Raw genomic sequence first — 22,876 nt, 5'->3', positions numbered from 1 at the left:
CTTAATTCTCGGTAGTTCATTCTAGTGATGTCATGTTGAACAAACCTGATAGACAAAAATGTTTAAATTATGCATCTATCGGTGCAGTGATTATGGGGCTGACTGGAGGCCCGATATTTTCCACCCTTGCCCAGGCTGAGGAAATTAGAACCCTCACTCCGATCAAACACGTCATTGTCATTGTTGGTGAGAACCGAACCTTCGATCATCTCTTCGGTACCTACCAACCGCGATCGGGTCAAACAGTGTCTAATCTGTTATCCAAGGGCATTATCAATGCTAATGGAACACCTGGGTCAAACTTTCAAGCAGCAACTCAATACAAAGCTTCCGTCACTAATACCTTCTCGATAAGTCCTGCTAACAAAGAACCCTATACAACCCTACCACCGCCGAAAGCTGGTGGTGGACAAGTTGCAAGTGACACGAATCCGCCTCCTTTCAAAACCTTGGCTGCTGCCCAAGCTGCCGAACCTGCGCTCCTAGCAGAGGATGTCAAGCTGCTACTGACCGGTGCAACTGGATTGCCGAGTGGTACCGTGGATACCCGAATCCAGAACGTAAATAACCTACGGAGTGGTCCTTTCGAACTAACTCCTAGTTTGCCTTATGACGCCTACGCAGCTAGCCCTGTACACCGCTTCTATCAGATGTGGCAGCAGACAGATTGCAGCATTAGCCATGCCAGTGCAGAGAATCCCAGTGGCTGTCTTAAGGATCTTTTCCCTTGGGTTGAGGTGAACGTTGGCGCAGGCAGCAATGGGAAGCCGTTTTCGACTTTCACCGATAAAGAGGGTGCCACCTCTATGGGCTTCTACAACGTCAACAAAGGAGACGTGGCATACTTCAAGTCTCTGGCTGATAACTATGCAATCAGCGATAACTACCATCAACCTGTCATGGGTGGCACTGGTGCAAACTCCGTGATGATTGGTATCGGTGATGCCATTTGGTACAGCAATGGCAAAGGCAATCCAGCCACACCACCAACAAATGAGATCGAGAATCCCAATCCGCAGCCTGGAACCAACAACTTCTACACCCAGGATGGTTATTCTGGTGGCACCTACACCAATTGTTCTGACCCCAGCCAGCCAGGGGTGAGACCTGTTTTGAGTTATCTGAATTCCCTCCCTTACAAACCAAAGTCTAACTGTGCAGCAAATACCTACTATCTGCTGAACAACTACGATCCTGGCTATTTTGGTAACGGAACGGTTAACAACGGGGTCACTAACAATGGCTTTGTGATCCCGCCGTCACCTGTTCGCACCATTGGTGATGCGTTGTTGGAAAAGAGGATTTCGTGGCGGTACTACGGTGAAGGTTGGAATAAATACGTTCAAAATCCCACCAGTAACACCAACGTCTATTGCAACATTTGCAATCCCTTCCAGTACGTGACCTCAATTATGACGAACGAAAAGGTCAGAACGGAGCATTTGAAGGACACCACGGATCTGGATAACGATATTCACAACAATTATCTGCCAGCCGTCTCCTTTGTGAAGCCTGGTGGCTTACTTGATGGTCATCCAGGATCGTCAAAATTTGATCTGTTTGAAGCTTTTAGTAAGAAGATTATCAAAGAGGTTCAAAGCAAGCCCGAACTCTGGAAGGACACAGCAATCCTGATCACAGTTGATGAGGGTGGTGGATATTACGATTCTGGCTACATTCAGCCCCTCGACTTCTTCGGCGACGGAACACGGATTCCTTTAATTGTGGTGTCGCCATACTCTCGCGGTGGTCGCGTTGTTCATACGTATTATGACCACGTTTCGATTCTGAAGTTTATCGAGAAGAATTGGGGACTATCGCCACTTACTAGTCGTAGTCGTGACAATCTACCCAATCCTGAGACCCGCCGCGCAAATCCCTATGTACCGATTAACGGTCCTGCGATCGGTGATTTGATAGATATGTTCGACTTCTCAAGACATTAGCGATTTGACGAGTTCTCAAGATATTCGCGATTTGATAGGCATTGGTAGAGAGCGAAAATAAATTCGCAATAGTTCACCTAATGTGCAGCTAACGAGATTCTAATGGAGGCGATCGCAGTTTGAACTAAGCAATTCTGTCATTGACAGTTTGAGGTCATAAACAATTTGTCAATAAGTAATAGTGCTGAAAACTTTGCGGAAAACAGACGTAGGAAACACAATTTTAGGGCTAGCGATGCCTACGCCTAAACGTCATTAAAACAAGCGCCATTTATTCTGACCCGAAAAAGCATTTACAGAAGTTAATTAAATACCCACACACCAGCATTAATTTTTAGCCAACCACTATTGACAAAAAGAGTTTCGCTTCACCTGTCACGAATAAAGGGGGAAAGTGCGATCGCCCCTGTCAATCTTCAATGCATATCCTCAAGTAAGTAGAGCGGCATGAATAATTCAAGGTTTGTAGTGTACCCCTTTGGGGATCTTGCTACGCCAGGGTGGTTTCATACGAAAAAAGAAAAATACATAAGTCTTGATTTCTCATGTAGAACCATAGATTTAAACATATTACTAATTCAGCAAATCAGGTTCTTCGCGCACAATCCTGTCGTAAAGTGGCTGGAAACTGAACCACCCATTTGTATGTGACCCCACTTGAGTTTGGGTTAAACGGGCTGTTTCGTGTTTGATAGTAGTGGGTCTGCCCGCAGCTTCTGCCAGCAATTGGGCTTGGCACGATCGCTCTAAGCTAATATACCAAAAGGCAGCTTCATCTACTGTATGTCCCACAGTTAAAATGCTGTGGTTACGCAGGATTATGGCTTTCTTTGGCCCCAAGGCTCCTGCCAGTCGATGACCTTCAGAAGTTTCTAAAACAACACCTGTGAAATCGTCAAACAGGGCGTGATCTTCGTAAAAAGCACAAGAATCTTGAGTCAAAGGGTCAAGAAGACGACCTAAGCTAGACCAGGCTTTACCATAAAGCGAATGGGCGTGAGCTGCTGCGATTACATCAGGTCGAGCTTCATGAATCTGAGAATGGATCGCGAAAGCCGCTCGATTTACCTGAGCATCGCCTTTAACCACCTCACCTTCTCTGTTAACTAAGATCAGGTCGGAAACTCGGATATGACCGAAGTATGTACCGAATGGATTTACCCAAAAATGGTCTGTAAACTCTGGATCGCGAGCCGTAATATGGCCAGCGATTCCCTCACTGAAGCCAAACTTACCAAACAGGCGAAAGGCAGCAGCGAGGCGTTGCTTCCGGTGTAGGCGTTCTTCTTCAATTCCCTCGAATACTGGGGGTTGTGGTCTATCGTACTTGGGCATATTCTTTATTCTTCTTCTTCTTTACAGGGAGCGTTGGAATATCCAGAGCGAAAAGATTTGACGCTCTGAGATTCTGGGATGAACTGGTGACGCAATACGCAACCAGTATCATTACCCAGGAGATGAATGGATACAGATGCACTCTGGGATGTGGTTTTGACGGCGTGGATATCACCATCTGGGGGTAAGAGGCGGTAGATATCGCCTGATTGAAGTGATGCCTGCGGCGGGCAAAGCCTACGCACTTCAGTTATTTGTAATTGTGCGTGTCCTTGGGCATTACCGCTATCTACACGGCGATAGACTGTTTCTTCTTGATTGCCTTTGTATAAACCAATCAATCCCCAAGCCAAATGGTCGTGGATGGGAGTCGTAGAACCTGGAGGAATCACCAAACTGAAGACTGACAGGGAACGGTCTTTGGCGCGATAAAGCAACCATTGACCAATACCTCCACCCATCCGGCTTTCGGGGTTGACTTGAGCAAACTTTTGGGGTAGCCATTCCTGTTGGGCAAGTAGTTCTTGAAAATATGGTTCTAGTCTGGCTAGAGTTTGTGTGCGATCGTCAACAGTACTAGCGCTAATTTCCCGCACTGTTGCTACAAAGGATCGTAGTTCTTGACTCTCAATAAACCATTGGTCTTCTGCTAATGGTTCTAAGATAGTGTGATTAGTCATCAGAAAATCCTCGATACGCCTGGAAACCACTTGACAATAGATGCGTGGAGGAAAGCCGAACGGCAGTTAAAACTGCCGTGCTTCTCCATGAAGAATATGCTTTGAACAAACAATCATTTGAAAGTGCATTTTGTGTTAATCGTTTACCAGTGTCTAAACTGTGTAAGCTAATTGTTCTTCTACTTGGATCTTTTTTTGTTGGTGATTTCTGCCAACCACCGACATAACAAAATCCAAATTTTGTATGCTTGATTATTGAGCCGCGCTTAAATCCCACACTAATCGTCCCACCGTATCTAGAACGAATATGCCCTTTAGTGTGCTGTAATACGTTAGCGTAGCGGTAGCGAGTCATCAAGCGTCATTACGAATTATTTTAGTGCCAGGATGAATCTTGAAGCCAAGTTGCTCAAGTTTTAAATGAGAAAGGGACTCCTTCAGAATGATAGTAAAGGGATATCGCTGAAATACGGTAGCTTTACCTTGTGACAATAGCAGCCTAGCATGGCTGATGCGTACTGGATACAAGGGTTGTTGGTTGGCATCGAGAATGAATACTTTGGTCATGAATTATATTCCTTATGAATGAATTATTAAGTAAGTGGGTGGGAAAATTTACAAGTGCCTCATTGCAAGTGGAAACTTCGCAAAGCATCTCGTAGAGAAGCAATTGGCATAGTGCATCACCTCAAAAATTACAAATCTTATTTGGGAATGGGGCATTGGGCATTTCCCTCTGCTTCCCCTGCTCCTACTTAGCTGTGGGGCAGATAGTCGCAGCAACATCTACCCTTTTCGGTAGAATCTTTTGTTCCAGCATCCAGTCGGCAGTCTTCTGAATTTTGGCAACATCATCAGCATTCGGTGTGACAAGAAACTGTGGCCCTTGATTCTCAGTTACCCGCTTGGCTACGGCTGGGGAGATTTTGATATCCTTAACCAGAAATTCGGCTGATTTTGCCGTATTTACATTCAACCAATCGTATTCCTTGGTTAAACCCCTGAAAGCAGCTTTCACCGCCTCTGGAGATTTAGCCGCAGCCTCATTACGCACAAGCATTACACTATAGGTGGGGGCTGGATGAGTTGTGGTGATTCTCCTCGCACCATGTTCTAATTCGGCAACTGAAACATAAGGTTCCCAAACTGCCCAAGCGTCCACAGTTCCTTGGTAGAGGGCAGGTGCAGCATCAGTTGGAGCTAAGAAGACACGCTGAACTTTATCTTTAGGAATGTTCTCTTTTTCTAATACTTTTAATAACAGGTACTCACCTGCACCAGCCTGATTTACAGCAACTTTTTTACCTACAAGGTCAGCAGGCTTACGAATAGAAGAATCACCACGCACTACGATCGCACTGGCCAATGACTCAGGTCTAGGACGCTGGACAGCCCCAATGCAAAGCTCCTGACCGGCAGCAATAGCTGACAATCCAGGAATGTCCCCACACCCACCGATATCGGCTTGATTAGCGCTAATTGCTTGGAGTAAAGTAGCACATCGATCAAAGGGGCCAGCCCATTCAACTTTGATATTCTCAGCCGCAAGCCTCTTTTCTAACTCTCCTCGTTGACGTGCAATTGGTACCACACCTCCCTTTTGGTATCCCAGGCGAATCAGGCTGGTTTTCTCTTGAGTCTGGTTACTGACATTTTGGGCAGTGATATTAGTATTTGCAGAGTTACTAGGAGTGCAGCCAAAAATCGCCAAACCTAGCCAGGAACTAGCAACCAATAATCCACTAAAGGACTTACCTGAGCGTTCTGATAATAAAAATAATAACTTTTTGAACTGATTCAACAACTTTTTTATTACTCCTTTTATTCAAGAAAAGGTAAGAATGAGAGTCTATATGTCAACTCCAGCATTCTTGTCTTTACCGCTCATTTAGGGATTTCCAAGGAATAAATCATCCAATTTTGTGGGGTGTCTCACAATAATTAGTTGGATATTTTTTATTGTGAAGTCTCTTAGCTATGATATTATTAGTTCCCTTAAATCCGGTAAGTTGGTCGGATAACCGTTGAATTAACTACAAGCAGAAATTATCACATACAAATTTAAAAAGCAATAGGCTAGTACCACAAGGCGGAATTAAAAATTAAAAATGAATACAGCGTAAGGCTACCCGTTGAACTTACGCTTTAAAAGGGGGTATTTGCTTGTAAGTGCAGGGTTTTTTCTAACTGTGGATGCTGGAAGCGAAGTTCTCTGGCGTGCAGATGTAACCGACTGGTAACTGCACGACATCCATAAAGGCGATCGCCTAAAATAGTTACCCCAAGTCCTCGTGTATCAGCCGCATGAACCCTCAACTGATGAGTGCGTCCTGTGAGCGGCGTAAATTCTACGCGGGTGTAGTCTCCTTCTCTGGCCATTACCTGGAACCGTGTCAAGCTGGGTTTGCCGTGTTGCCAATCAACTTTTTGCTCAGGGCGATTTTTAGGATCTCCCCATAGTGGCAAGTCAATCACATCTTGCTCAACTGTCACAGCGCCGGCAAGTATGGCTTCATAAACCTTGTGAATCTGGCGTTGCTGAAACTGCTGGCTGAGTTGGCGATGGGTTTGGCGATCGCGTGCTAACAACAAAATACCAGATGTTTCCTGATCTAAGCGATGCACAGATGCAAGTGCCATACCATCCGGTAACAGATGACGTAAGCGACTCAAAACACTATCTTGGCCATCGCCATAACGACCAGGCACCGAAAGTAGCCCAGCAGGTTTGTTGACACCAATCAGCCATTCATCCTCATAAATAATGGGGATCTCTCCCTTAATAGAGGGGAACGCTGGGAAATTACTTTCATTGGAGCTACGCAAATGTGTTAATGTATTTAGCAACAGTGGGTTAGTTATGTAAAAATCCCTATTAGGGATTGAAATAGGTTTTAATCCTGAGAGCAAAAACCCCATCAATGGTTGACATCGCTCGTCACACGCGCCATAAAATTCTCCGCGAATTTTATCCTGATTTACTGAAGACGCACCCCACCAAAATTCCGCCATTGCCAGTGGTTTGAGATGATGCGTTGCCGCATAATGGAGCAGCTTTGGGGCACAACAATCTCCTGTGCCAGTGGGTGAACCTCCTGGCATCAATTGCTGTAATGATTGCGATCGCCCCGAAAAATTAGTCAGGCTGTAGCTAGCCTGCATCTGAGCTTGTAATTGACGAGACAATGCTTTACGCCGTTGTTTCAATTCGGTAATTCGCGCATCCGTTGCGGCAATTAACTGTTGGAGGGGCTGTAATACTTCATTTTGCTGGCGTTTAAGTTGTCGTCGCTCAATTCCCTGCTGACGACTCTCTTCGTCGAGTTGTTCCAGGGCAATAGTTAGGGCTTCTGGAGTCAGTGTATTGCAGACTTGCTGACGTTTTTCCTGTCGTTGATATTTGCAATGGCGATGGCGATCGCTCATTACTTGCAACTGCTGCTCAAATTCATCAAACAGGGTTTGGTACTGCTGGCGTTCAGTCAGTTGCTTTAAAGTAATAATTTCTTGCTTAATCGTGTCCAACTCAGCCAAAGTGCGGGCTTCCTCGAAAGCAACTTCGTCTCTTCCGGGAATTAGCGGCACCCAGCCCTCAACGACACTGCAACCATTCAAAAGACCGGAAAAGGCTTTGAGTACCCGTTGTTCGCCATTAGGCAGTTCAACCAATAGTATTCCATACATCTTGCCTTCATGAGAATAACAGTCATTGTTGGCAAGTTGTTGCATTAGTCCATGAGCGATCGCTTCGGACATTGGGGTGCGGGGTAATTTTAAGCGAGCGCCACTTTGGAGACAACGCCCTTCGTACCAATAACTACAAGATGAGTCGCTGATAGTAAAATCGCAGTCGATGAAATCTGAAAGTGTGTGGAGAAATACCATACAAGGTATGATTACAAATTTAGTTGATCCTAATGTCTGAAATTATTGCCCATACTAAGAAGTTCGTAGTAAGGACTTTAGTCCTTGTTTTCTAAGTACTAAAGTCCTTACTACAAACTATTCATTACTAGCGAGTGCGATCGCTTAGATTGGGCGGGTACGCCAACCCAGCCAATTCAACTTCTATAGCAGTTATCGTTTACGTGAGGTACACCCGTAGGGGCACGGCAATGCCGTGCCCCTACACCTCGTGATGTAACCTTGTACTGCATCTGAATGGGAACCGCTATAATCCACCATTAGCTACCAGGAATCGATGAATCGCTCTCTGGTGGATTGTCTTGTTTTGGTGGAAGCGGCTGTTCGGGTGAATTCTCTTCTTTAGGTGTAGATTCTGGATCTTTTATCCTATCATGCTGTTCTTGCCCTCTCAGTCCAACATCTGATGAATCGCTCTCTAGTGGATTGTCTTGTTTTGATCGAAGCGGCTGTTCGGGTGAATTATCTTCTTTAGCTATAGATTCGGGAACTTTTTTCATGCCATGCTGCTCTTGCCCTCTCAGTCCAAGATATGTTGCCGCACTGATTCCTTGTAGTGTCAGAAGTGTATCATCAAATTGCGGCATTGCCAGATTTTTAATCACCTGCACAATAAAGAATAGTCCGAGCGCAACTGTCCAAATAAATGTTTGGAACCGATGAAAGTTGACTCCATTAATGTCCGATAATATATCGGTAAAAAAACCTTCAGAAACGTCTTGACTACCTTTTCTATCTTCCTCATTACCCTGTCCATCAATTAACGAAGTACCAAATGCAGTTACAGAGTTAACTCCTAATAAAATTAGTGCTTGTCGATTCAAAATATGGGCATAATCTCCTGTTATGCCGTAGATAATCAGGTAAGAACCAAAAATTAGAAATGTCCAAAAAGCCAGTTGAGATATTGATAGGCTGAAAGGGTTTTTGTTATTTTTTTTCCTCCCAAGAAAAAATTGACTAATTCGGTTTTTCCGATATTCCATTTGAATCCCAACAGTTTCAACCTCTTGTGTTTTTTTAGAGTAATAAACCCCTTCTATTCCTGGGCTACGAAGGCTGTTTCGGCAATACCTAGTGAATATTAATGCAATAGACAGAAGTAGAACCAGAGACAACCAAAATCGCCACGAGAACAGAACTATTTTTAATTTAGGCGGTGAGAGAGGATTACTCACCGGAATCGCCAGTTTCTTGGGACAGCCGACTCCCGGAATCACGTTAATACTGTATCTATTTCCTTGACCAAGAAGCGTATTCCATGCAGATTGAGACGAGTCGGTACGTTCAAGTCGAAAGGCTAACCAATTATCATCAACAATTTTGCTTTGATCTTTATCTGGAACCGTGACGAGGACTGGTTCTCCGTGGACATCCTCTAGTTCATAGCCATCCAGGTACAATACTAATTGGCGAGGATCAAATGAGTTGCCTTTAGGGGTTACATTTCTAGTCGCTGCTGCTAATCCTTCAACTCTTATCCTGATGCGATCGCCCATTGTAACTTGGTTACGATCATTGTCAGCAATAACTTGTTGAGTTTTGAGACCAGGAGGTACTGAACATACCTGAGGGGATGCAAAATTCACAGAAGGGACATCTGAACTATCTTGAGCAATTACTGCAAAGTTGATAGAAACAATCAACAGAAAAACCAACAGAAAAATAGCAGTAAATCTTTTAACATTTCTATACATCGCTCGGTATTCCACCACCAGTGATAACTATGTCGGTAGTGTAAGACGTTTCGGAGTGTCATTAACAATTCAAAATTCAAAATTCAAAATTCAAAATTAAAGACATTTCAGACGAACGCGAGTGCGTCTCCAAGAATTGAGGAGTGCGGTCTTGGGGTCTCCCCAAGAGGAGCAACTCCGGGGGATTTAAACCCCGACTGAAATGGGTGCTACATCTAGATTGCAGGTTCTTAAACCCTTTAAGTTACAATAAATCCGTGTTATTCAGCACCGTTTATTCTTTGCAAACCAGTGTAAATATTGAACCGTTCTCCGCGCAGGAATCCAATTAAGGTAATCCCGAACTCCTCGGCTACAGACACCGCCAAACTACTGGGAGCGGAAACAGAACAGACAATGGGAACTCCAGCAGTTGTAGACTTTTGCAAAATCTCAAAACTAGAGCGTCCACTAACCAGGACAATACAATTATTTAAAGGCAACTCGTCACTGAGCAAAGCTGTACCAATCAATTTATCCAAAGCATTGTGTCGCCCAATATCCTCCCATAGGTTTAACAGTTGTCCTTGAGTATCGAAGGTAGCCGCAGCGTGTAAACCCCCTGTAGCAGTGAAGATACCTTGAGCAGCCCTGAGCTTGTCTGGTAAACTGTAGATGATCTCAGGTGTTACTGTTGGGCCAGAAGGAATCACTGGACATCCTCGTAGACGCAAAGCTTCAAGGCTAGCTTTGCCACACACCCCACAGGCGCTACTAGTGTAAAAATGACGCTCCAATGGCTGTAAGTCTGGAATCAACCCATCCCGCAGTTCTACATTGACGATGTTATGGCGTTGCTCACCATCTACTAATTCATCTACGCAGTAACTTATCCGTCGGATATCTTCTCTGCGGCTAACGACTCCTTCACTGTAGAGGAAACCAGCAGCCAGTTCAAAATCTGCTCCTGGTGTCCTCATAGTTACAGCTAGCGTCTTCTGGAAAGGAACAAGACGAATTTCTAAAGGCTCTTCAGTAGTGAGATGATCTAAACGAGGTCGGACTTGACCTTTTTCCATTACCCAAACAGTGGCTTTGGTTTTGCTTTTAGTTGTTGTTGTCATATTTATGAGAGTTGGTGAATTGAAATTTTGATACTAATCTGGAAACAGAGTAATGCTATTTGTATATTAGATGTCTCTTTCATGCTCACCAACTACTTTGTGCCGTTGAGCGAGATCGCTAGGTTTCTGTTTAGGAAGTAAAATGAACCTAAAATTTTTGGCTTTCAGGAAAATTTTATTGGCAATAGTCTTCGTGATTTCCCTGAGTTTTGCAGGATACTTAGTGGGTAGTAACATTAGTCAGAGAGTAATTGGAAAATCTTTTGCTAAACAAGTTATATCTACCTCCACCGTCGGAAAAAGTTCTCGACTACAGAAACTTTTAAATGAGATAGTTGTAGAACAGAAAATTCCTGGGGGAGTCATGTATATTTCTACACCTAAAGGTTCTTGGCTGGGAGCATCTGGTGTAAATGACTTGTCAACTAAAGCCCGGATGAAAACCACAGATGGCTTTTCTATTGCCAGTATGAGTAAAACTTTTATGGCGGTGGTTGTGCTGAAATTAGTAGAACAAGGGAAGATAGAATTAGATCAGGCGATCGCAACCTACTTACCAAGAGACATCAGTCCTCATATTATCAACAGCGACAGAATTACAGTTCGTCAACTGCTCAACCATACCAGTGGTATTGCAGAATACCTAGAAACAAAAGAGTTTATTGAAGCTACAGCGAAAAGAAGTCGCTCACAGCCTTGGACAGCTAGAGAAGCTATTCCGTATATGTACCAAGAACAACCGCGTGCAAATCCCGGAGAAAAATTTATTTATACTGACGGTAACTACATTCTTTTGGAACTGATTGTTGAAAATATCACTAAAGGAACTCTCGCCCAAGCAATCCGCAGTCAGATTTTAAAACCATTGGGATTAAAACATACCTTCACGGAACTGCGCGAACCGACAATTGGAGAAGTAGCTACAGGTTATGGCGATCGCCATAAGCGTGGTAAGCTAGAGAGCTACGCCGAAGTCAATGATGGCAATGGTTTAGGAGATGGCGGATTGGTTTCAACAGCAGAGGATTTAGCCAAGTTCGCCAAAGCCTTATTTGTCAAAAAAACCTTACTTTCGTCGCAGATGATGAAAGAAATGCTGAAATTTAAAGATAATGGCGAAGGTTATAGCTATGGGTTGGGTGTAGAACGTTTTTCATCTCCTTTGGAAACAGCAATTGGGCATAGTGGTACAGCTTATGGCTTCGTAACATTGCTTGCATATCTCCCTAATCAAAAGACCACCATAATAGTGCTGCTAAACAATCAGGATGTTGATATTAAATCAGTAGCTAGGACAGGTCTAGATGTTGTCGAAAATAAATGATATAGCAATCCTAAATCATTTGTGAGAAAATGCTAAATTAACCGAGCTTGCTAAAGTCAAATATTTGACAACACTCCAAACGAACTGCTAGAGGATCTACTTGGGTTTTTGAAATCACTCAAAACAGCCCAAAAACAGCCACTAGCCACATACAAAGAACTCTTAGAACGCATTGATTATCTAGAAATGATAGTAGGTATTCGTAAAGGACTAGATGAGTTTGAGCAGGGTGAAGGAATTCCGGCTGAACAAGCCTTGGCAACCCTACAACACAAACTTGGCATTCCGCCTCGCCCATGAGTTACCAGGTTATCATTCAACCCACTGCCTTTGAAGAAATCGAAACATCCTATCGTTGGATGTGCGACAATCTGAGTGCTGAATTAGCCAATAATATCATGTCCGCTTGATTGCTTATTAAACCCGAAGAACCCCACCCCCGCCAAAGCTATGCTTTGTCTCCCCTCCCCGCAAGCTCTTAGGGGCTGGGGGTGGGGTGTATTGACTGTGGTTAGCATAACTAATTATGCGGACATGATATAACTGGTATTACGAACTTCAAGACGCGATCGCTTCACTTCAATAATTTCCTCATCGCTGTAGCATAGCACCAGAAGCACCAGTGATTGGTCGTGAAATTCGGCAACTCTGGGTTGGAAAACAAAGAAAATATCGAGTGCGTGTTTGTTGTTAAAGAAAATATTGTAGCAATTCTTCATGTTCGCAATAGTCGCCAATCTGATTTAGGTGAAGATTCTGAGTAAAGAAGTTAATTTTGATATTTCATCGCCTGAGGGTCATCTTCCCGTAGTAAGCGGGAAACTAGAGGGGAAAGTTATAATTCTTTTCTCTCGCATTGAGACTTATGAAGTTTAGCATTTAAGGCTTTCAGCTTACCTTAACTGTTACCGCAAAATGCAACCCTAATGCATCTAGTAAAGCATTCAGGCAATAAAATTCTATTTCTTCTTTCTCGGATAATATCTGTTCGAGTTTGTCATAAACTTGCTTAACTTCTACAGAAAATTGATCAATTCCACCTTTTGCCTCGATCACATTTTTCAGCGCCTTACTTAACATTTTCGGGTCGCCTTCTTCTAAAACAACTTCGATATAAACTGCTGCTTCTAATGGGTCTTTGAGGCCTTCAATCAGTTTTTCGTGATAGATTGCACTTTTAGGCATTATCTCTACTCCTGTAATCTTCCCAATATTCTTTTGCTTTATCAATATCTTTTTCTTGAGTACTTTTATCACCACCGCACAAAAGAATAATAATTGCTGACCCTTCTTGCCCAAAGTAAACGCGATAACCAGAACTATAGTCTATTCTCAGTTCACAAACCCCATCTCCCACTGATTTACAATCACCGAAATTACCTGTTTCTACTCGGTCAAGCCTTGCTCTAATTTTAGCCTTTGCTTTTCTATCTGGCAAAGAGTTAAACCACTCAAAGAAAGGATTGATACCGTTATATGTTAAATAATTCCTAACCTCCTTTGGTTGAGCTTCCATGATTTTTAGAGCAAGTCTGCATACTTTAAATCGTATCTGGGTCAACACCCAATTCTCGCAACTTTGCTGCTAGGCGTTCCGCTTTTTGTCTTTCTTGCTCGGCGTGTTCCGCTTCCGACAGTGCAATTTCTTCAGGTGTAGGCATTAACTGTCCTTCCGCATTGAAATAGCGCAATTGATTTTCATGAACACCCAAATACAAACTTAGCTGCTGACTCCACAACAATCCTTCTGGGTTGGGTTCAATCGGTTGATAAGTACCACCCAACAAAATAAACCCAGCAAATTCTAGATTTCTGGGGTCAAACCAGAAATATTCCGGGGTGCGAAAGATATCTTGGTAAATTTGTTTTTTTAAGCCCTTGTCAATCGCTGCCGTTGACTTTGAAAGCAGTTCTATAATCAAATTCGGATATTTGCCGTCCTCTTCCCAAACAACCCAACTATCACGGGGTTTACGTTCAGTATCCAATACAACAAAGAAATCTGGACCCCGAAAGTCTTGGGATTTACGCTGGCGTGGACTGTAATGAATGCTAAGATTGCCGGCAGCAAAAAAGTTGTCGTGGTCTCGCCACCACCAATCAAGGCATTTGATCAATAGCAGCATTTGCTGCAAATGTAGGTATGTTTCCAATGGTGGTTCGTTACTTTCTAAATCCCCTGGTGGAAATATAACATCTTCTGTGGTTTCAAAATCTTTGGCGACAGACATGGCTGCAAGTTTTGGAGTAATATTAAGTCGAGTGTAGCAGTGGTCAAGCGTTAATATTAGGTTTGCTTTTCTAAGCGTACTATTGCATTATAATCAGGAACTCCTTCGAGCGATCGCTTACTTTTATCTAGTAGCACATTCCCTTCTGGCCAATGTACTTGCAAGTTTCTTGACTGAATTGGGGCAATATAGACTTGACAGGATAACTCGCCTAACTCATTCTTCAGAATTACCTTATCCTCATTTTTTAAACCCAACTGTGCCGCATCACCAGCATTCATTAGTACCGCCTCTCGCACCGCCCCAGTAATTGCATCCTTGCGTTCCTGCACCATACTATTAAATTGTTTGCCTCGGCGCGTTGCTACTAAGAAATAGCCTTCTGGTAATTCTCTTTGGCGTGGCGATAATACCCCAAAGTGTGCTTTACCATCGGCTGTAGGAAAATTCCAACCAAAGCATAAATGTGAGCCGCCATACTGAAACTGATCGCCAGCTTGCTGTAAGTGTTGAATACCTGCATATTGGGGGACAACTTGAGCAATTTCTTGACGGATAGCAGCTGTATCAGCAAACATCAGCTTATCTGCCAAATCTGGTTTTACCCGCCTTGCCAATTCCAAAAACACTTCCCACTCTGGACGCGCTTCCCCAATGCGCGAACCCGGAATTTCTGGACTGAAAATTACCCGGCGTTCGGTGTTAGTTTCTGTGACTCCTCCTGGGATTTCGTAGCGAGTCGTCGCAGGTAAAAGCACCACAGTATCAGCCGGTTCCACTAACATTTGGCTGGAAAGAACAATATCTATATGTACCCGCAAGGGTATTTGCTTCAGCGCCGCTTCCACATAATCTGGTTCTGGTAGTACTTCTAAAAAATTCCCGCCCACGGAAAACAATACATCTAATTGTCCCTGATGTGCGGCGTTAATCATTTCTGGAGCAATTAAACCTTTAGTTGCTGGCACTTCAAAGCCCCAATGCTGACTCAATTGGGCAGCATTTTCTGGAGTGATAGATTTACCACCAGGAAATACTGTGGCGTAACATCCCATCTCTGCACCACCCTGCACCCCAGAGTGACCACGAATTGGCATCAAACCGCAACCTTCCCGACCAACAAAACCTTTGGTGAGAGCTAAGTTGATGATACTTCGCACATTATCTTCACCGCATTCATGCTGGGTAATGCCCATACTCCAAACAAATACGGCTTTATTAGCTTCTTTGACCATTTTGGCAAAGGCAGACATTTCCTCACGAGATGTGCCAGAAAGTCGCTCTAATTCTTCCCAAGATTGGCTTTCTAAGGATGCTTTGAGTTCGCCAAAGCCAACTGTGTGCAAATCTATAAATGACTGGTCTACCCAATTGTTAGCAATTATATGTTTAATAGTGCCATTCAAAAATGCTATATCCCCGCCCATGTTAATTAAGAAGAAGTCTTCGGCAAACTTTGTACCGAAAACAGCACTTTCCACAATTGAGGGCACCCAGTAGCGCTCCATTCCTGGTTCGCGGTAAGTGTTAATAACTACAATCTTAGTGCCAGCTTTTTTGGCGTAATGGAGATACTTAACGGTGACAGGCTGATTATTGGCAACGTTGGAACCAATGAAGACTAATAAATCAGTTCCAATCCAATCTTTATAAGAACAGGTGGTAGCCGCAGCACCGAGAGCCGCTTTCAGTCCTGCCGTGCTGGGAGAATGGCAAATGCGGGCGGCGTTATCAATATTATTACTTCCCATTGCCCGCACAGCTTTTTGGGTAGCATAATAAGTTTCGTTGACAGTACCGCGACTGGTAACATAAAAACTGAGGCGGTCTGGTGTGGTAGCGTGGATGCGATCGCTAATTACCCCTAAAGCTTCATCCCAACTCACACGGCGAAAGCCTTTTTCCCCGCATTGACGGATCATCGGGTAAGGAAGTCGTCCCAAATCGCGTAATTGGGCACTTTTTTGCTTTTGTAACTGCGAGACATCTGACAATAGTACAGGGTCAAAAGCTGGCATAGTATTCATCCGCAATAGTCGCAATCGAACATTGCAGAGATGGATACCATCTAAAGTCCAGTCTTTCATCCCCGTTGTTCCGAGAGCGCAACCATCACAGACACCTTTATCGAGGATATTCCACGCATAAGGTAGTTTGTCACGAGATAGCCAAATTGCCCGAAATACCTCCCAATAGTTGTTAGGGTACTGTTCGCCAATGCCAAAGGGCTTCCAACTTGCCCAGTGCTGGGGTGTCCAATATTTCTTCGGTTTGGGTAACATGACACACTAAATAGATGCTATGTGGTGATTCTTTTAGACTACCGTTTTTAGTAGCATTTAAGTAGCAGGAAGCAGAGGAGGAATAATTAATGCCCAATGCCCAATGCCCAATGCCCAATTACTAAGGAGTGAGATAATCCGATGACAGGTAAATTAGAAGGAAAAGTAGCAATTATCACTGGTGCTTCAGCCGGAATTGGAGAAGCAACCGCGATCGCTTTGGCTTCAATTGGAGCAACAGTAGTACTCGCTGCTAGGCGTGGCGATCGCATTCAGGCATTAGCAGAACGCATCGAAGCTAGTGGTGGCAAGGCATTGCCTATTATCACCGATGTCACTGATGAAACTCAGGTAAATAACTTGGTGGCAAAGGCAAATGCAGAATTGGGAAGAGTCGATATCCTTGTGAATAATGCCGGGATTGCCTTACTCGGCACCATTGAAGAGGGAAATAGCTCAGACTGGCGGCGATCCTTCGACCTCAATGTACTCGGACTGCTATATGCTACTCATGCTGTTTTGCCTCTATTTAAGGCGCAAAAATCGGGGCATATAGTCAATATCTCCTCGGTGGCTGGCCGGACAGCGCGGGCGGGTCTCGGTGTTTATAATGCTACTAAATGGGGTGTTAATGCCCTCTCGGAAGCATTGCGCCAAGAAGTCTACAAGGACAACATTCGCGTCACCATTATCGAACCTGGTTTGGTGGATACGGAAATTGACAACCAAATTACCGATCCCGTTGCCAAACAACGGATTCAAGAACGACGCAATTCAATTCAACCTCTGCAAAGCGAAGACATTGCTGCTGCGATCGTTTATGCCCTGACGCAACCGCCGCGCGTTAATGTCAACGAAATCCTCATTCGACCAACAGGACAAGAACATTAATTCAATATTGGATTTTAGATTTTGGATTTAAGGAAAATCTAAAATCTAAAATCTAAAACGGGAAAGGGAGTTATACGATAATTAACTTATCTTAGAGGATGTTTGAAAAGTTTTTTTTGGTAACATCTAAGCCTCAAAAACCTAACCCCCCAGCCCCTCTTCCCTACAAGAGAATGGGGGTTTCAAAGCCTCTCGACCTTTCGGGGAGAGGTTTGGAGTATACTTTACAACTTTTCAAACAACCTCTTAGATTGATAGTGAAATTACTGAAGATTCTATATTATGTCACTCAGAGTCGTAACGACCTCGAAGCCGGAAACTTACAGACAAGATTATTAGATGCATCACACTCTGGAATCAAGTTACAGCAGTTTTCATGTATTTGAACCACATCTGTCGTAGGGGCAATTCATGAATTGCCCCTACCGCGTGGTATATTTACCTGAAAATCGCTGTAACTACCCTGAGCGAAGATGAGTTACAGCGATCGCTCAATGAAGCACTACAACAGCAACCACCGAATTCTGATATTTGGATATTTGCCTATGGTTCAATGATATGGAATCCCCTAATCACATACGCAGAGCGCCGTTCTGGGATCATTTATGGTTGGCATCGGCGCTTTTGTACATGGATGATTCTCGGTCGCGGTACTCCAGAAAATCCCGGATTACTCTTAGGACTCGATCGCGGCGGTAGTTGTCGTGGTATTATTTATCGAATTGCTGCTGCTGATGTCCCATCGGAATTACTGCTGATTTGGCGACGAGAGATGTTAGCTGGTGTCTATGTTGCTCGTTGGGTGAAGGTGTTTGATGGTACGCACGAATTCCCTGCGATCGCTTTTGTTGCCAATCGCCAACATCCCAGATACGCTCATCAGATACCATTAACAACCACTGTTAATAGCATTGCCACCGCATCAGGAAAATTGGGTTCCTGTGCTGATTATCTGATGAAAACTGTTGATGGATTAATTGCAGAAGGCATTAAAGATAGACAATTACTTTTGTTACGCAAACAAGTGTTGGCAAAACAACAAACACTTTTAGATAAATCGGACATCGGGAATCTCAACTTTAATTGACAACTGAAAGGGGAGTGGCACTGATACCGCGCACAAAAATATCTACACAGGTTTCAATATAGTCTTCACAGCTATAACTACCTTGATTGAATTTTACACTACGGCATAGCATTCCAGCTAACAGCATTCCTGTAAACATATCGACGGCTGGAAATGGATCAAGGTCTGCTCTGACGGTGCCTCGTCTCTGACTCGATTGCAGGTAAGCTATGAGTTTTTCCCCTAAAGGCTTGACAGCTTCTTGAATCACTTGTTTCGCTGCATCAGGATGACGTTTAGCCTCTCCAATGAAGGTACGAATTAAATCTTCCTGTGCCTCTAGCATATTATTGTAAAGATGGGCATAGTGTCTTAAATCAATTTTTAGATCCTGCGTCCACGCTTCGGGGTATGCAAGGGCTTCTGTCTGGAGTGCCAAAGCATTTTTCATTACTGCTCCCAGAAGTTGTTCTTTGCTAGCAAAGTGGCGAAATAAAGTCACCTCATTCACACCAGCAACACGAGCTATTTCACGGGTAGTTGCTCCTTGAACACCTAAACTAGCAAATACCTGTGAGGCAGCTTCTATCAAACGTGTACGGGTGAGAGTTGATGAACGGATGGTTTTATTCATTTATGCTGGCAAGTACTTACTTACATAATAGTTCATGTAGAAAAAGTTGTTGTGTTAACCTTCTGTAAAACAAGATATTGCCATCCTAGCAGTTATCAATTTGGAGATTTTTTTTAATTGGAAGTCCTTAATGTTTTACTCATTTTAGTAACTGGAACAACTACACCACTTCTTAAATAATGAGGCGCTCTTTTAATGGCAGTAAATCCCAGTCGTAAATAAAACCCTTCGGCATAAAGGCTAGCAGTTGTAATTACCTTATCTATACCTTGTTCAATTGCTTCGTCGCAAAAATGTTGAACTAAAGCCCGGCCAATTCCTTTACCTTGATATTGAGGATGAACATATAGCCCGATGAGTTCATCAATAATGAAACTAGCAAAACCGATAGCAGCATCTCCTTCCATCGCAACCCAGAAAGTTTCGACTTTCATACTCTTCAAGATATTTGAACCATCAGGTTTGTCACGGTAATTACGCCAAGCTAAAAGTTCTTTTTGGGTGTACAAAGTTGCAGGCAGAGCTTTGATAGCAGCAATATGAATTGCACTCAGCACCCACGCATCTGTTTCTTGGGCAGGCCGAAGAGATATTTCGTTAGTGTTCATCTATTCAAGGCTGGCATTCAGATTATATGCCTCTTTGACTTTCTGATACAAAGATATCAACTTTGGTTATAAAAAATTTTACTTGCGTAGGCGTAGCCCATCGTAAACATCGCAATACATCAACTAGCTGATATTAACAGTTTGCAATTGAGTCACAACTCGCTTGACAATTTGCCGTCTGATTTCCTGAACATTGTGACTCGCAGCTGTAACGCTAGCAAGTACAGCCACAGGAGCAGTTTGGGGAGAACCACTGTTAAAAGGGGGTTGGGGATTGTATTCAATCCCTAGTTGAATTGCTTGGGCGATCGCTTCTCCAAATAACTCAGCAGCGATCGCCAGTCCAAAATCAATGCCGGCTGTCACACCAGAGCCTGTAATTCGATTCCGATCAATGACAACCCTTTCTGCAACTGTCTCAACTCCCAACATCTCAAGCAAATTCAACGATAACCAGTGAGTAGTAGCGCGATACCCCTGAAGTAAACCAGCCGCAGCTAGTAGCAGAGAACCAGTGCAGACAGCTGTAACGTAGCGGGCTTGTTTCCCTTGGATCTTGAGAAAGTCAAGTAACTTTTCATCTTCCATTTTGGCATTGATACCTGGACCTCCTGGCACAAATAGCACATCTAAGGCTGGGGCTTGAGCAAAGGTTGTATCAGGTAGAAAGGTGAGGCCGAGATTGCTCCGAATTGGTTCGAGTGTTTCCGCCAGCAAATACAATTGCGTGTTCGGCAATTTGGCAAAGACTTCGTATGGTCCGGTGAAATCTAATTGCGTCACATTTGGGAACAATACTATCCCAATAGATAGAGAAGAAACTTGTTCTATAACAGTCATTATTTATATCCTTGTTCACGAAAATCTCGATCCAATTGCTCCCCCAACTTGCCCAATAGTATAACTCCTGAAATATAAGTTACGGTAATTTTATCGGCAATAAGTATATTAAGCTTTAATCACCCTTAAATCTATCGATAAACCGTATATTATGGATTAAGCAATAAAACAACCTACTTCCAAAGACTAATTTTGAAGTAATAAAGCAATATCTGATGATATTTGGCTAATTTTGCGGTGTTTATTTGAATACAGAGTATTTAGCAAGCCAGAAGACATTAGAAAGTCAAAAGGAGTGAATGTGATCAACGCCATACAGATTAACGAAAACTTGACAACCACGGGACAAATCATACCCAAACAGCTTGAGCAAGCTATCCAAGAAGGTTTTAAATCAGTTCTCAATTTGCGATCGCCTGATGAGCTAGGATTTTCCCAGGATGAGCAAAAAGTAGCGGAAGCATTGGGGCTGTATTATCAAAACGTTCCACTCAAAGTGGATCTGAAAAACTTGAATGAAGAGGTGATTACCAAAATCCTCACCACATTGGAACAAATTCCTAAACCGGCGGTTGTGCATTGTGCAGCCGGGATGCGCTCAACTGGAATTGCGCTGTTAAGTATCGCTATCCAGGAAGGATTAACACCAGAGCAAACCTTAGCAAGAGCAAGGAATCTAGGCTTTGGATTCTTTGAACACGCCAGCGTTAGTCCCCGATTGAAGCAATTATTTGTGGACTACGTTAACAAACACGCAAAGATAGCTATATCTGCTAGCTGTTCTTAAGGTATTAGTGATTGTTAATTTTTACAAAGCTTGCTATACAAATCATTAAATTAAAAACTGTTCTTGCTGATAGTAACAAACAAGAACAGTTTTTAACAGCGAAGCCAAAAATAAGAATTTAGGCATCTTCAAGTTCAAATTGAGCCACTGTAACGGCATTAAAAGCAAAAGCGAAAACTAATGGCATTGGCGACTGAAACCAAAAGGTAAAAAGAACAGCGATGATTGTGCCAACTACTGCGGACATTGACCACATTCGCTCTTCAAAAGTCAGTCCTTTTTCGGCTTTAATCAATCTGAGAACACTAACTGGAATTGGTTCTGGCATTACCCCACCCGGAGGGAAAGCCCAGAAGTTGTTACGCCGCTCGACAAATAAATCCGTCCAGCCATTTTCTTGGCACCATGCCTCGATCCATTGAAGTGAGTAGTGATTCATCATCGGGTTTGGGAGTTCGGTTTGTGGAAGTTGTGTACTTGGTAAATGTAAACTCTTGGAGATTCCTGAAGAATTAACTAATCGCTATAAAATTAAGGCTAGTTATGAAAATTTTAAGCTTTGTTAAGCAGTTGAAACGCATATAATTACGCTCCAACCTTGCTTTCATTAATTAACAGATTAACAGTTGATTGGGGCTAGTTACTTCAAAATACAACAAACTTTACTTGAAAAATCGAAAGTCAAGAATTGTAAATAAGCTAGTGAGTATTACTGCTTAATAAAAATCTTTATATCGGGAAATTTAAATCTCAAAATGAAGAATTGTAAACAAATCAACAAGCGTAGGCGTAGTCCATATAGATATTTTTCTGATGACTTAAATTTTAGATACCTCTCTGAGGGTAAATAGAATCAAAGTGAAACTGGCAGTAAGATATATGAGCAAATTAAAACTTACTTGACTCAGAGCAAATATATGTTTAGTATACTTTGGGGTATTGTTGTTGTACTGATTGCTTTTTGGGCATTAGGGCTGGCACTTCATATAGCCGGAAATTTAATTCATGCACTGTTGCTTTTGGCTATTGCCCTTGCTATCTATAATTTTTTCAAAGCACGGGATGTGTGAGTATACTGGTTCCCGACCTGATGAGGTAGGTTTTCAAAGTTACTAACCTTGGGATAAAATATTTGGTCTACCTCCGTTGCTTAAAACGCCATATCATTGAGTGCGATCGCTCCACCAACACCAAAAGCGATCGCTCCTAATATTGCCACTCTCCAGCTAAAGGTGAGAAGCGATGTCTACCACAGGCTACGCATCCACCTTTTTGCGTTACAAAATATTAAGCTAGGGAGAGTTAGCTAAAACAAAAAGAAGCCTCTCGCTCACCCTGTACTCAGGGGAGCGATGAGATGAATTTTTGGGCAATGAGGAAGTGACCAACAAGCGAAATTGAACGCAGTTCAATCAGTAATGTTGGTCGGTGACGAATTGCCATCTTCCGGTCTGTCTTGAGATTGAATATATTGCTTTAAAGTCGTAATGGTTACACCGCCACAACTGGCAACAAAATAAGAGCCATT

The 22,876-nt window shown here is 43.1% G+C and carries 24 protein-coding genes; 8 read left to right on the top strand and 16 right to left on the bottom strand.

Features of this window, described 5'->3' with window-relative positions; translation table 11 throughout:
• Window positions 1–32 precede the first annotated feature (32 nt).
• Window positions 33–1,946, top strand: a complete 1,914-nt coding sequence (locus tag V7K97_RS14690; protein ID WP_334801772.1) for an alkaline phosphatase family protein — start codon at window positions 33–35, stop codon at window positions 1,944–1,946.
• A gap of 573 nt (window positions 1,947–2,519) precedes the next feature.
• Here the strand turns inward: V7K97_RS14690 and V7K97_RS14685 are convergent.
• The 7 genes from V7K97_RS14685 to fdhD all read right to left on the bottom strand — a co-directional run bounded on the left by V7K97_RS14685 (window position 2,520) and on the right by fdhD (window position 10,685).
• Window positions 2,520–3,281 (bottom strand): class II aldolase/adducin family protein, encoded by a 762-nt coding sequence (locus V7K97_RS14685; RefSeq protein ID WP_334801771.1) that lies wholly within the window; start codon window positions 3,279–3,281, stop codon window positions 2,520–2,522.
• A 5-nt stretch (window positions 3,282–3,286) separates the two neighbouring features.
• On the bottom strand, window positions 3,287–3,961 hold the full coding sequence (locus V7K97_RS14680; protein ID WP_334801770.1) for a cysteine dioxygenase family protein: 675 nt from the start codon (window positions 3,959–3,961) through the stop codon (window positions 3,287–3,289).
• Window positions 3,962–4,315: 354 nt separating this feature from the next.
• A complete protein-coding gene (locus V7K97_RS14675; protein ID WP_334801769.1) occupies window positions 4,316–4,528 on the bottom strand; it encodes an RRXRR domain-containing protein in 213 nt (70 codons plus the stop codon).
• Window positions 4,529–4,712: 184 nt separating this feature from the next.
• A complete protein-coding gene (locus V7K97_RS14670; protein ID WP_334801768.1) occupies window positions 4,713–5,765 on the bottom strand; it encodes an aliphatic sulfonate ABC transporter substrate-binding protein in 1,053 nt (350 codons plus the stop codon).
• 341 nt (window positions 5,766–6,106) lie between these two features.
• Entirely contained in the window at window positions 6,107–7,846 is a 1,740-nt protein-coding gene (locus V7K97_RS14665) for an RluA family pseudouridine synthase (protein WP_334801767.1), read from the bottom strand.
• 299 nt (window positions 7,847–8,145) lie between these two features.
• The gene (locus tag V7K97_RS14660) at window positions 8,146–9,582 is read right to left on the bottom strand and encodes a hypothetical protein (RefSeq protein WP_334801766.1); all 1,437 of its coding nucleotides are present in this window, start codon (window positions 9,580–9,582) and stop codon (window positions 8,146–8,148) included.
• 260 nt (window positions 9,583–9,842) lie between these two features.
• Window positions 9,843–10,685, bottom strand: a complete 843-nt coding sequence (gene fdhD / locus V7K97_RS14655; protein WP_334801765.1) for a formate dehydrogenase accessory sulfurtransferase FdhD — start codon at window positions 10,683–10,685, stop codon at window positions 9,843–9,845.
• A 142-nt stretch (window positions 10,686–10,827) separates the two neighbouring features.
• Here fdhD and V7K97_RS14650 point away from each other — a divergent pair, with 142 nt between their 5' ends.
• Window positions 10,828–12,009 carry a serine hydrolase domain-containing protein gene (locus V7K97_RS14650; RefSeq protein ID WP_334801764.1) on the top strand — a complete coding sequence of 394 codons (1,182 nt, stop codon included), beginning with the start codon at window positions 10,828–10,830 and terminating at the stop codon, window positions 12,007–12,009.
• 108 nt (window positions 12,010–12,117) lie between these two features.
• Entirely contained in the window at window positions 12,118–12,309 is a 192-nt protein-coding gene (locus V7K97_RS14645; protein WP_334801763.1) for a prevent-host-death family protein, read from the top strand.
• A 224-nt stretch (window positions 12,310–12,533) separates the two neighbouring features.
• Here the strand turns inward: V7K97_RS14645 and V7K97_RS14640 are convergent, their stop codons facing one another.
• The 5 genes from V7K97_RS14640 to V7K97_RS14620 all read right to left on the bottom strand — a co-directional run bounded on the left by V7K97_RS14640 (window position 12,534) and on the right by V7K97_RS14620 (window position 16,522).
• On the bottom strand, window positions 12,534–12,728 hold the full coding sequence (locus V7K97_RS14640) for a hypothetical protein (RefSeq protein ID WP_334801762.1): 195 nt from the start codon (window positions 12,726–12,728) through the stop codon (window positions 12,534–12,536).
• 169 nt (window positions 12,729–12,897) lie between these two features.
• Window positions 12,898–13,194 carry a helix-turn-helix domain-containing transcriptional regulator gene (locus V7K97_RS14635; protein ID WP_334801761.1) on the bottom strand — a complete coding sequence of 99 codons (297 nt, stop codon included), beginning with the start codon at window positions 13,192–13,194 and terminating at the stop codon, window positions 12,898–12,900.
• Window positions 13,187–13,525, bottom strand: a complete 339-nt coding sequence (locus V7K97_RS14630; protein ID WP_334801760.1) for a type II toxin-antitoxin system RelE/ParE family toxin — start codon at window positions 13,523–13,525, stop codon at window positions 13,187–13,189. Before V7K97_RS14630 ends, V7K97_RS14635 begins: the two co-directional genes overlap by 8 nt.
• Window positions 13,526–13,550: 25 nt before the next feature.
• The gene (locus tag V7K97_RS14625; RefSeq protein WP_334801759.1) at window positions 13,551–14,240 is read right to left on the bottom strand and encodes a Uma2 family endonuclease; all 690 of its coding nucleotides are present in this window, start codon (window positions 14,238–14,240) and stop codon (window positions 13,551–13,553) included.
• Between the two features lie 56 nt (window positions 14,241–14,296).
• Window positions 14,297–16,522, bottom strand: a complete 2,226-nt coding sequence (locus V7K97_RS14620) for an FdhF/YdeP family oxidoreductase (protein ID WP_334801758.1) — start codon at window positions 16,520–16,522, stop codon at window positions 14,297–14,299.
• A 141-nt stretch (window positions 16,523–16,663) separates the two neighbouring features.
• Here V7K97_RS14620 and V7K97_RS14615 point away from each other — a divergent pair, with 141 nt between their 5' ends.
• Both V7K97_RS14615 and V7K97_RS14610 read left to right on the top strand, forming a co-directional pair.
• The gene (locus V7K97_RS14615; protein WP_334801757.1) at window positions 16,664–17,413 is read left to right on the top strand and encodes an SDR family NAD(P)-dependent oxidoreductase; all 750 of its coding nucleotides are present in this window, start codon (window positions 16,664–16,666) and stop codon (window positions 17,411–17,413) included.
• A 553-nt stretch (window positions 17,414–17,966) separates the two neighbouring features.
• Window positions 17,967–18,500 (top strand): gamma-glutamylcyclotransferase, encoded by a 534-nt coding sequence (locus V7K97_RS14610; protein ID WP_334801756.1) that lies wholly within the window; start codon window positions 17,967–17,969, stop codon window positions 18,498–18,500.
• Here the strand turns inward: V7K97_RS14610 and V7K97_RS14605 are convergent.
• From V7K97_RS14605 to V7K97_RS14595, 3 genes are all read right to left on the bottom strand, one after another.
• Window positions 18,493–19,113, bottom strand: coding sequence for a TetR/AcrR family transcriptional regulator (locus tag V7K97_RS14605; RefSeq protein ID WP_334801755.1), 621 nt, complete (start codon window positions 19,111–19,113; stop codon window positions 18,493–18,495). The genes V7K97_RS14610 and V7K97_RS14605 overlap by 8 nt on opposite strands.
• Window positions 19,114–19,226: 113 nt before the next feature.
• A complete protein-coding gene (locus tag V7K97_RS14600; protein ID WP_334801754.1) occupies window positions 19,227–19,721 on the bottom strand; it encodes a GNAT family N-acetyltransferase in 495 nt (164 codons plus the stop codon).
• A gap of 123 nt (window positions 19,722–19,844) precedes the next feature.
• A complete protein-coding gene (locus V7K97_RS14595; RefSeq protein ID WP_334801753.1) occupies window positions 19,845–20,561 on the bottom strand; it encodes a DJ-1/PfpI family protein in 717 nt (238 codons plus the stop codon).
• Between the two features lie 301 nt (window positions 20,562–20,862).
• Between V7K97_RS14595 and V7K97_RS14590 the strand changes: the two genes are divergently transcribed.
• Complete coding sequence (locus V7K97_RS14590) at window positions 20,863–21,348, top strand: beta-lactamase hydrolase domain-containing protein (RefSeq protein WP_334801752.1); 486 nt, start codon at window positions 20,863–20,865, stop codon at window positions 21,346–21,348.
• 118 nt (window positions 21,349–21,466) lie between these two features.
• On the opposite strand, the gene V7K97_RS14585 is transcribed toward V7K97_RS14590, so the two are convergent.
• On the bottom strand, window positions 21,467–21,790 hold the full coding sequence (locus tag V7K97_RS14585; RefSeq protein ID WP_334801751.1) for a hypothetical protein: 324 nt from the start codon (window positions 21,788–21,790) through the stop codon (window positions 21,467–21,469).
• 475 nt (window positions 21,791–22,265) lie between these two features.
• On the opposite strand from V7K97_RS14585, the gene V7K97_RS14580 reads away from it, so the two are divergent.
• Window positions 22,266–22,418: a lmo0937 family membrane protein gene (locus V7K97_RS14580; RefSeq protein ID WP_334801750.1), complete on the top strand. Its 153-nt coding sequence runs from the start codon at window positions 22,266–22,268 to the stop codon at window positions 22,416–22,418.
• A 96-nt stretch (window positions 22,419–22,514) separates the two neighbouring features.
• Entirely contained in the window at window positions 22,515–22,658 is a 144-nt protein-coding gene (locus tag V7K97_RS14575; protein WP_334801749.1) for a hypothetical protein, read from the top strand.
• The last annotated feature ends 218 nt before the right edge of the window (window positions 22,659–22,876 follow it).

Origin of the sequence: Nostoc sp. (assembly GCF_036917815.1) — a bacterium.
Lineage (GTDB): Bacteria > Cyanobacteriota > Cyanobacteriia > Cyanobacteriales > Nostocaceae > Nostoc.
Note: the sequence above shows the minus strand (reverse complement) of the source record. Positions and strands in the feature narration are given on the sequence as shown.